We start from the raw sequence: 7,876 nt of genomic DNA, 5'->3' as shown, positions 1-7,876 counted from the left end.
AGACTCCGGTCAAGCGAGTTGTACCGCGAGACCGAGGCGGAGTTCATCCTGCCACTGCGCGAGCGGGCGCAGACGCACTCACATGCCGACGAGCGCGCGTTGGCAGGGATGGGAGTTCTCGGCAACGCGTGTTCCTGCCGTGTCCCGGCCAACTGGCCAGTACGCCCTACTTCGGTGCCTGGAAGCCGCCGGTGTCGTGCTCGAGCAGTTCGGCCAGCCGCAGCGGGGTGTGGTCCTCGAACATCGGGCCAATGAGTTGCGCTCCGACCGGTAGGCCCTCGGGGGACCGGCCCGCGGGTATGGCGGTGGCGGGCAGGCCGGGCATGGTGGCCAGGCCAGCCCAGACGAGCTGGTCGAAGTACGGGTACTCGGCGCCGTCGATGCCGATCCGTCGTTCCAGCGGATTGGGGCGGTGGTCGTGCGGGAACGCGGGCGTCGGGGTGATCGGGCACAGCACGGCGTCGAACTCGGCGAACAGCTGCCGCCAGCTGTGGCGGTGGACCTCACGGCGGTTGTTCGCCTCGATCCAGTCGTGGTGGCTGAACACCATGGCGCGCAGCCGCACGGCGTCGAGGCTCTGGTCGTCCGCGCTGAGCGCGGCGGCGCGGGTCCGCAGCCGCTCGGGCGATTCGGTGGGAAAACGCGCGACGGAGCCGGAAATCAGCAACTGCATGTAGAGCGTCGCGGCTTCGGTCAGGTCGGGCAGCAGCGGACTGTGCCGTTCGACGCGGGCGCCGCTGTCGGCGAGCGCGGCGGCCACCCGGTTCACGCCCGCCCGCACGGCGGACCCGGTCGGGATGAGCGGATGCTCGTCGAGGACCAAGACCCGGAAATCGCAGAGCCGCTCGTGGCGGGCGGGCGGCAGCGTCACGTGATGCGCCTTGCCGAGCGTCAGCGGGTCCGGTCCGGCCATGACGTCGAGCAGGAGCGTGAGGTCGCGGGCGGTGCGCGCCATCGGACCGACGACGGCGAGGTCGAGGTCGACCGGCAATGCCGGCTCGGACGGCGCGACCATGCCGCGGGTTGCCGCCAGTCCGAGCGTCGGCTTGTGCGCGTAGACGCCGCAGAAATGCGCGGGGGTGCGCAGCGAGCCGGCGATGTCGGAGCCGATGGACAGCGCGCCGAACCCGGACGCCAGGGCCGCCGCCGACCCGCCGGAGGATCCGCCCGACGTGCGACCGTGATCCCACGGGTTGGTGGTGGTGCCGTAGATGTCGTTGAAGCTCTGTATGTCCTGCAGCCCCAGCGGCACATTGGTCTTGCCGAGCACCACCGCGCCCGCGGCCTTGAGTCGCGACACCTGTACCGCGTCCTCGGCCGGCATGTAGTTCCGGTGCGGCGGCATGCCCCAGGTTGTGGGCAGCCCGGCGATGTTGTACGACTCCTTGACCGTCACCGGAATGCCGAGCAGCGGCCGGTCCTCACCACGCGCGCGTGCCTGGTCGGCACGGTGTGCGGCGGCCCGCGCACGGTCGAAGTCCGGCACGCAGATCGCGTTGATCACCTCGTCGTCGCGCTCGATACGCGCGATCGCCTCGTCGGTCAGTTCCACCGATGTCACCGCACCGGCGCGCAACGCGGCAACGAGTTCTTCGGCCGTCTGAAAGCTCCATTCCATGAATCCGAAGCTATCGACCCGCCACAGAGGACACGAAATTCCCGTTCGCGCAACAGGGAGGCCGAACGGGCCACCTTCACCGGCGAAGTCGCGCACTCGTTCTACCGCCGAAGGTGTTCCACCGCAGGTCACAGCGTCTACAGTGGACCAACTCCACCCGCGCAGGCCATGAAATGCCGCATCGTGCAACAGGATGCATGTCTCAATTCCTGCCCGCTGACCGTTGAAGTTCCCGATCGCCCATTGGGCATTTCTCCACCACACCGTTTGCCGGCAGACAATTGTCGTCATGTTCTCAACGTCCGCTCTCGCCGCCGTGCGTGTCCGGTCGGCCCGGCGACGAGAGAATCGCGCGCGCTCACGGGTGGCTTCTTGATCAGCTACCCTGCCCGCGTGGACATGCAGGTGTTGGAGGGGACGCTGGTCGAGGTGCCCACGAGCGCTGTCACCGGAATGGGACCGGCGTGCGTTCGGGGAGTTTGTCGGGCCGCACGGTGAACTGGCCTCGTACGCGTTCGGCTGGACCACCGGGGCGGACCCGCACGTCGCTCGCCTGTCAGTCGGAATCGGCGCCGGCAACCCCGGCGGCGGAACCTTCCACGCCGTTGTCTTCGAGAACGAGGGCGGGCACGCCGTGGAGCGGGTTGTCCGAACACGCTCAACGATCCGAGAGCCCTGAGTCTGGAGACGCGGGGTCCAGTTCTGTCTCGGGCCACGACTGCGGCGCCGGGCCGAACGCACGCCGGGCGGCTCGGACGGCCATGGCGGCGACGGTGGCATTAGCACCGCCGCCGATTACCGCGCCGATGCCGAACGGGGCCACCCGGCCGAGGACGATGATGCCCTGCTTGGTGCCGTACTTGGTGATGAAGTTCTTGCCCAGGACTTTGTTGATCTGTTTCAGCGTTTCCGTGGGCACCTTGCTGACGAGCTGGCGGGCCCAGTGCTGACCGGTGCGCTCGGCGACCTTGCCGACGATGGTCGTGGAACCGGACTGGCCGAGCAGGATCCCCATGACGAGCGTCCGGCGTCGTTCGATCTCGTCCAGCGGGATCCCGTGGACCTCGGCCACCGAGAGCACGAACAGGGTGCTCAGTTCCAGCGAGGAGAACGCCTCGCCCGCCGACAACGCCAGCGCGACCCCGGTGCCGACGGCGGGCGCGGCCGCGGTGGCCCCGACCGCGGCCCCCGTGCCTGCCAGGGCGCTGACGTACATCCGTTCCAGGGTGCGGACGACTTCCGCCGGTGTCGCGTCCGGGTTGCGCTGGCGGGCCCGGGCGATGTTCTTGCGCACCACCGGTGTCTGCAGGCCGATGGCCTTGTCCAACAGGTCGAGGATCGGCTGGCCCCGTCCGCTCGACGTCGGGACTGGTCCTTCGAGGGCGTCAGAGGCCACACCCAACTCCTTCAGTCGTCACATTGTCCAGTTCCGTGAGTGCCTGTGTCAGGGCATACGCCGCGCCGTCGCCGGTGTCGTTCACGAGGTACCGGACCTGGATCGAGGTCGGCCGTCCCGCCACCGGACCACCAGAACAGTCAGGAAGTCGCCTCACTCACAGTCACCGTTACCGATACACGGTCGCCGCGAACGCACGCTCTTGCCGGCGAGGGTGCGTTTCGGCTGAACCGCAGCGGCGAGCGAGCGATGTTCAGTCGGCGAGGGCCTGGGTGATCTGACGGGTGGTCTGCGCGGCGACGCGGGGATTGACAGCGGCGTAGGAGACATAGGCGTTCAATCCGGTGGCCAAGGCCCACCCGCGACCGCGAGTCCAGGTGGCGTCGTCCACATCGAGCGCGGCACGGAAGGTCGCCCGTGTCTCGGCCGTCATGAGGGTGAAGGCAATGATCAGGTCGCAAGCCGGATCGCCCACACCGAGCTCACCGAAGTCGATGACAGCGCTGAGACGGCCGCTGGTCGTCAGCAGGTTGCCGGTGTGGAAATCACCGTGGAACCAGACTGGTGGACGGTCCCACGCAGGGGCGGCCAGGGCGGCGGTCCACAGCTCGGTCATCGCCGCGGTGTCGAACGCGTCACCGACTTCCGCGATCGCGGCTCGCGTCGCCGTGTTCCGCGCGGTCAGCGGCCGACCGGTGAGGTCCCCGGTGGCTTCGGCGTCGAACCGGTGGAGCGCGGTCAGGAACTCCGCCAGCACACCGGCGGCCTCGTGCGAGCCGGACAGCGCGTCGACGGTCGCCACCTCGCCACCCAGCCAGCGCGACACCGCCCACGGCCACGGATAACCGAAACCCGGCTCACCCACCTCAACCACCACGGGGACGACAAGAGGCAGGTGCGGGGCCAGCCGGGGCAACCACTCGACCTCCTTCCTGGCCTGCCCGACAGCGCCGGCATGGCGCGGCAGCCGAACGGACAGCTGCTCGCCCAGCCGGTAGATCACATGATCCGAGCCGGCCGGGACGTGCCGCACCAGCGGCAACCCGGCCCACCGCGGGAACTGCGTGTCGACCAGACGCCTCACCAGCACGGCGTCGATGGCCGGGGCCGTTTCGACGGTCAAAGACAGCTCCTACCGGTAGCCGTGGCAGCGATCCCGAGAGCGCTGTCGGCAGCGTGACATGGCCGCCGAGGTTCGATCAACTGGTTGGACAACCAACGCACGCTCACGCCGACGTTCGGCTTGTCCGGTGGGAGGCTCAACTTCCGAGGTTCTCCGCCACGGGTTGTCGCGGGTCGTACGCGGCCCAGCCCGGGTCCCCGGTGCTGGCGAACGTGACCCAGGCGGTGTGCACCCGGGTCGCGAGGCCGCCCGGGACGGGGTCGGGACCGAGCAGGCCTGTGTCACCGTGCAGCCACGGCTTGTCGGCGATGTCGAAGACGAAGGGCAGTTCGACGGTGTGGGTGGCGCCGAGTCGTCCGTTCAGCGCCGTCGAGCGATACCCGAACGAGTAGACGTGTGTGCGGCCGCCCGAGATCTGGGCGTGGGCTTGCGCCATGCGGGCCGTACCGGCCCCGAACAAGGCCTCCCCGAGGACCGCGGAGCGCAGCTCGCCCGAAGTCGAGTTCGGCAGTGCCGCGCGGTGCGCGGCGACCTTGGTCTCCGGGTCCGCGTACACCCTGGCGGCGGTGGCGAGCACGTCTGCCCGCGTGGAGGACTCCAGGTTGCCCTGCGGCACGAGGTAGAGGTGCCCCTCTTCGGTGTTGGTGCCGATCAGCAGGTCGACGTAGCAGGCCGGGCCGTCGGTGAGACCGTCGGCGGGCTGGACCGCGAGGACCAGGCTGAACGGGCTGAGGCCGGCCAACGGGTCCGTGGCGGTGCTGGTGCGCAGGTCGAGTCCGGCCAGTGCGGGCAGGATCTCCAGGAAGCGCTCGTCCGGGATCGTGGCGAATGCTTCGGCGGTCGGTTCGACGCCCAGCGTGGCGGCCGCCGCAGCGGTGACCCGTTGCGCCTGTTCCGGGGTGAAGGCGCCGGTGCCGCTGCCGCTCTGGATGATCGCCCGCCGGAACAGGCCTTTGGCCTCCGGGGTCGCGAGTAGCGCTCCGACGAGGGTGGCGCCTGCGGACTGGCCGAAGATCGTGACGTTGTCCGGGTCGCCGCCGAACGCCGCGACGGTGGCGCGCACCCAGCCGAGCGCGGCGAGCACGTCAAGCAGCCCGCGGTTGGCCGGAGCGCCCTCCAGGTCGAGGAATCCGGGGACGCCGAGGCGGTAGTTCACCGTCACGAGGACGATGCCGTCGCGGGCGAACGCGCTGCCGTCGTAGAGCGCGGCGCGGGTCGAGCCGGTGACGAATCCGCCACCGTGCACGAAGACCATGACGGGGCGCCTGCCGCTGTCGGCGGCAGGCGTGCGGACGTCGACGGTCAGGTACTCCTCGCCCCGTACCCAGCCCGGCCCGAAGTAGGGGGTCATGTCGAGCGTGCCGAAGTCGCGGACCGGTTGGGGAGCGGTGGGCGAAGGTTGTGTGCCGTCGCGGACGCCGGACCAGCCTGGGTGCGGCGCGGGCGGGGCGAACCGGCGGGCGCCGGTCGGCGCTGCCGCGTAGGGGATGGCACGGTAGAACTCGCCGGAGTCGTCGCGGACGCCGCGCACGGCCCCCGCCGGGGTTTCGACGACCGGGTCTGCGTACTGGGTCACGGGAAACGCTTCCTTTCCGGGAGTATCAGGAGATGCGGGAGAAGGCCGCCCACTCCTTGATCGCGAACCTCGACCCGTTGCGCTCGACCGCCGCGGCGCCCTGGCCGCCGAAGTGCGCGGGGAAAACGAGCGCGTTGTTCTCGGCGGCGTGGCCGAGCAGCTTGTGTCGGGTGGCCCGGGACTCGGCCGGGTCCTCGCAGAAGCAGGAGTTGGTCTCCGGCTCTGCGATCTGCAGCGCGGTGTGCACCAGGTCCCCGACGAACAGCGCCCGGTCGCCGCCGGACTCCAAGGCGAGCACGGACGAGCCGGGGGTGTGCCCGGGAGCGAGATCGAGCCGCAGGTTCTTGTCGATCCGGTACGACCCCTCCCACAGCCGGGTCAGGCCGGCCTGGTGGACCGGCGTGACGCTGTCCTCGAAGACGTTCTGGTTCCCGCGGCCGAACACGGTTTTGTTCTCGTTGGCCGGGTCCCAGAACTCGAAGTCCCGCCGGGTCATCAGGTATGTGGCGTTCGGGAAGGTCGGCACCCAGGTGCGGCCGTCGAGCTGGGTGTTCCAGCCGACGTGGTCGATGTGCAGGTGCGTGTTGACCACGATGTCGACGTCCTCGGGCCGCACCCCGGCGGCGGCGAGGTTGGCGAGGTAGTTCGTGTCCAGACGGCTCCACACCGGCGCGTAGGGCCGGTCCTTGTGGTTGCCCACGCCGGTGTCGACGAGGATGGTGCGTCCCTCGCTGCGCAGCAGCCAGGACTGGATCGCCGTGTGGCACTCGTCCGTCTCGGGATTCCAGAAGTCGGGCGCCAGGCAGCCGCGGTGTTCGTCCCACGAGCTGTCGGGGCTGTCCGGGAAGAACTGGCTCGGGGTCATCTCGACCGCGCCGTAGTACTCCTTGATGCGGGTGACTGTGACGTCGCCCAGGGTGATCTGCTCGGGGTTCTGCTTCATGTGGTCCGTCCTTGGTCCGGGGCAGGTGGCCGAATGAGACCGAGCCTGGGCACGCGGGCGCGCACGAACCACTCCCGCGTTGTCCTACCCCTCGCAGGGTGTGGCTGGGATCGGGCCGTGCCCCGGATACTGAGGGCATGGACGAACCTGGCCCACTCGGCGATTTCCTGCAGGCCAGGCGGGCGCGGCTGCGACCGGAGGACGTCGGCTTGCGCAACGTGGGGCCCCGCAGGCGGGTGGCCGGGCTCCGGCGCGAGGAACTGGCCCAGCTGGCGGGCGTCAGCGTCTCGTACTACACGAGGTTGGAGCAGGGCCTGTCCCGCGGGGCCTCGGCCGAGGTGCTCGAGGCGATCGCCCGCGCCCTGCTGCTCGACGAGCACGAGCGCGAGCACCTCAACCGGCTCGCCGGGGCCGCCCGCCGCACGCCCCGCGCGCGCCGCCCCCGGCCAGAGAAGCTCGCCGACGAGACGCGGGACCTCCTGCGCGCCGTGGACGGCGTCCCGGCGCTGGTGCTCGGCCGGCGTACGGACGTGCTGGCGTGGAACACCCTCGGGCACGCCCTGCTGGCCGGCCACCTGGACTTCCACAGCCCGGACGACCTGACGGGGCGGCCGAACATGAGCCGGATGCTGTTCCTGGACCCACACTGCCGGGAGCTGTACACGGACTGGAAGCGCAAGGCCCGCGCGGTGGTCGGCAACCTGCGGATCACCGTCGGCAGGCACCCGCAGGACCCACTGCTCGCGGAGCTGATCGGCGAACTGACGATGAAGAGCCCGGAGTTCGTCGCACTCTGGGGCGACCACCGCGTGGCACCCTGCGACGCCGCGTCCTACGAACTGCACCATCCCGTCGTCGGCACGGTGACCGTGACACAGCAGACACTGTCGATCGCCCGCTCACCGGAACAGGTGCTGATCGTGTGCACGACCCCCACCAGTTCCCCCTCCGAGGAGGCTCTCGTACTACTCCGGCAGACGAGCAGCGGCCAGGCGCCCTACGCGCACAACGCCGGTGCTCCTCTGCGGACACTCCGCTAGTGCTGTGTCCACCGACGTTTGTGGGGTCCTGCGGCGGTCCGGCCAAGCCACGGTGATTGCTGAACCGGGGTGTGCTGGTATGCCGTGAAAGCGCCTAATGGGTGGTGAGTCGGTCATCGGGCAGACTTGGGTCTGGCCGCCAGTGGGTGAGCACTTGTTGCGCCTGGACGTGGAGTGCTA

General features: G+C 69.9%; 6 protein-coding genes. 1 reads left to right on the top strand and 5 read right to left on the bottom strand.

Annotated elements, in window-relative coordinates:
* Positions 1 to 166: 166 nt before the first annotated feature.
* The 5 genes from FHR82_RS45045 to FHR82_RS45025 form a co-directional block, all read right to left on the bottom strand.
* Positions 167 to 1,618 (bottom strand): amidase, encoded by a 1,452-nt coding sequence (locus FHR82_RS45045; RefSeq protein WP_184816859.1) that lies wholly within the window; start codon positions 1,616 to 1,618, stop codon positions 167 to 169.
* 658 nt (positions 1,619 to 2,276) lie between these two features.
* Positions 2,277 to 3,014, bottom strand: a complete 738-nt coding sequence (locus tag FHR82_RS45040) for a hypothetical protein (RefSeq protein WP_184816858.1) — start codon at positions 3,012 to 3,014, stop codon at positions 2,277 to 2,279.
* A gap of 253 nt (positions 3,015 to 3,267) precedes the next feature.
* Positions 3,268 to 4,137: an aminoglycoside phosphotransferase family protein gene (locus FHR82_RS45035; protein WP_184816857.1), complete on the bottom strand. Its 870-nt coding sequence runs from the start codon at positions 4,135 to 4,137 to the stop codon at positions 3,268 to 3,270.
* Positions 4,138 to 4,273: 136 nt separating this feature from the next.
* Entirely contained in the window at positions 4,274 to 5,713 is a 1,440-nt protein-coding gene (locus FHR82_RS45030) for a carboxylesterase/lipase family protein (RefSeq protein ID WP_184816856.1), read from the bottom strand.
* A 25-nt stretch (positions 5,714 to 5,738) separates the two neighbouring features.
* On the bottom strand, positions 5,739 to 6,656 hold the full coding sequence (locus FHR82_RS45025) for an MBL fold metallo-hydrolase (RefSeq protein WP_184816855.1): 918 nt from the start codon (positions 6,654 to 6,656) through the stop codon (positions 5,739 to 5,741).
* A 137-nt stretch (positions 6,657 to 6,793) separates the two neighbouring features.
* Between FHR82_RS45025 and FHR82_RS45020 the strand changes: the two genes are divergently transcribed.
* Positions 6,794 to 7,696 carry a helix-turn-helix transcriptional regulator gene (locus FHR82_RS45020; RefSeq protein WP_184816854.1) on the top strand — a complete coding sequence of 301 codons (903 nt, stop codon included), beginning with the start codon at positions 6,794 to 6,796 and terminating at the stop codon, positions 7,694 to 7,696.
* Positions 7,697 to 7,876: the final 180 nt, after the last annotated feature.

This window comes from Actinophytocola algeriensis, assembly GCF_014203735.1.
Taxonomy (GTDB): Bacteria; Actinomycetota; Actinomycetes; order Mycobacteriales; family Pseudonocardiaceae; genus Actinophytocola; species Actinophytocola algeriensis.
This window is presented reverse-complemented; position numbering and strand designations above follow the sequence as displayed.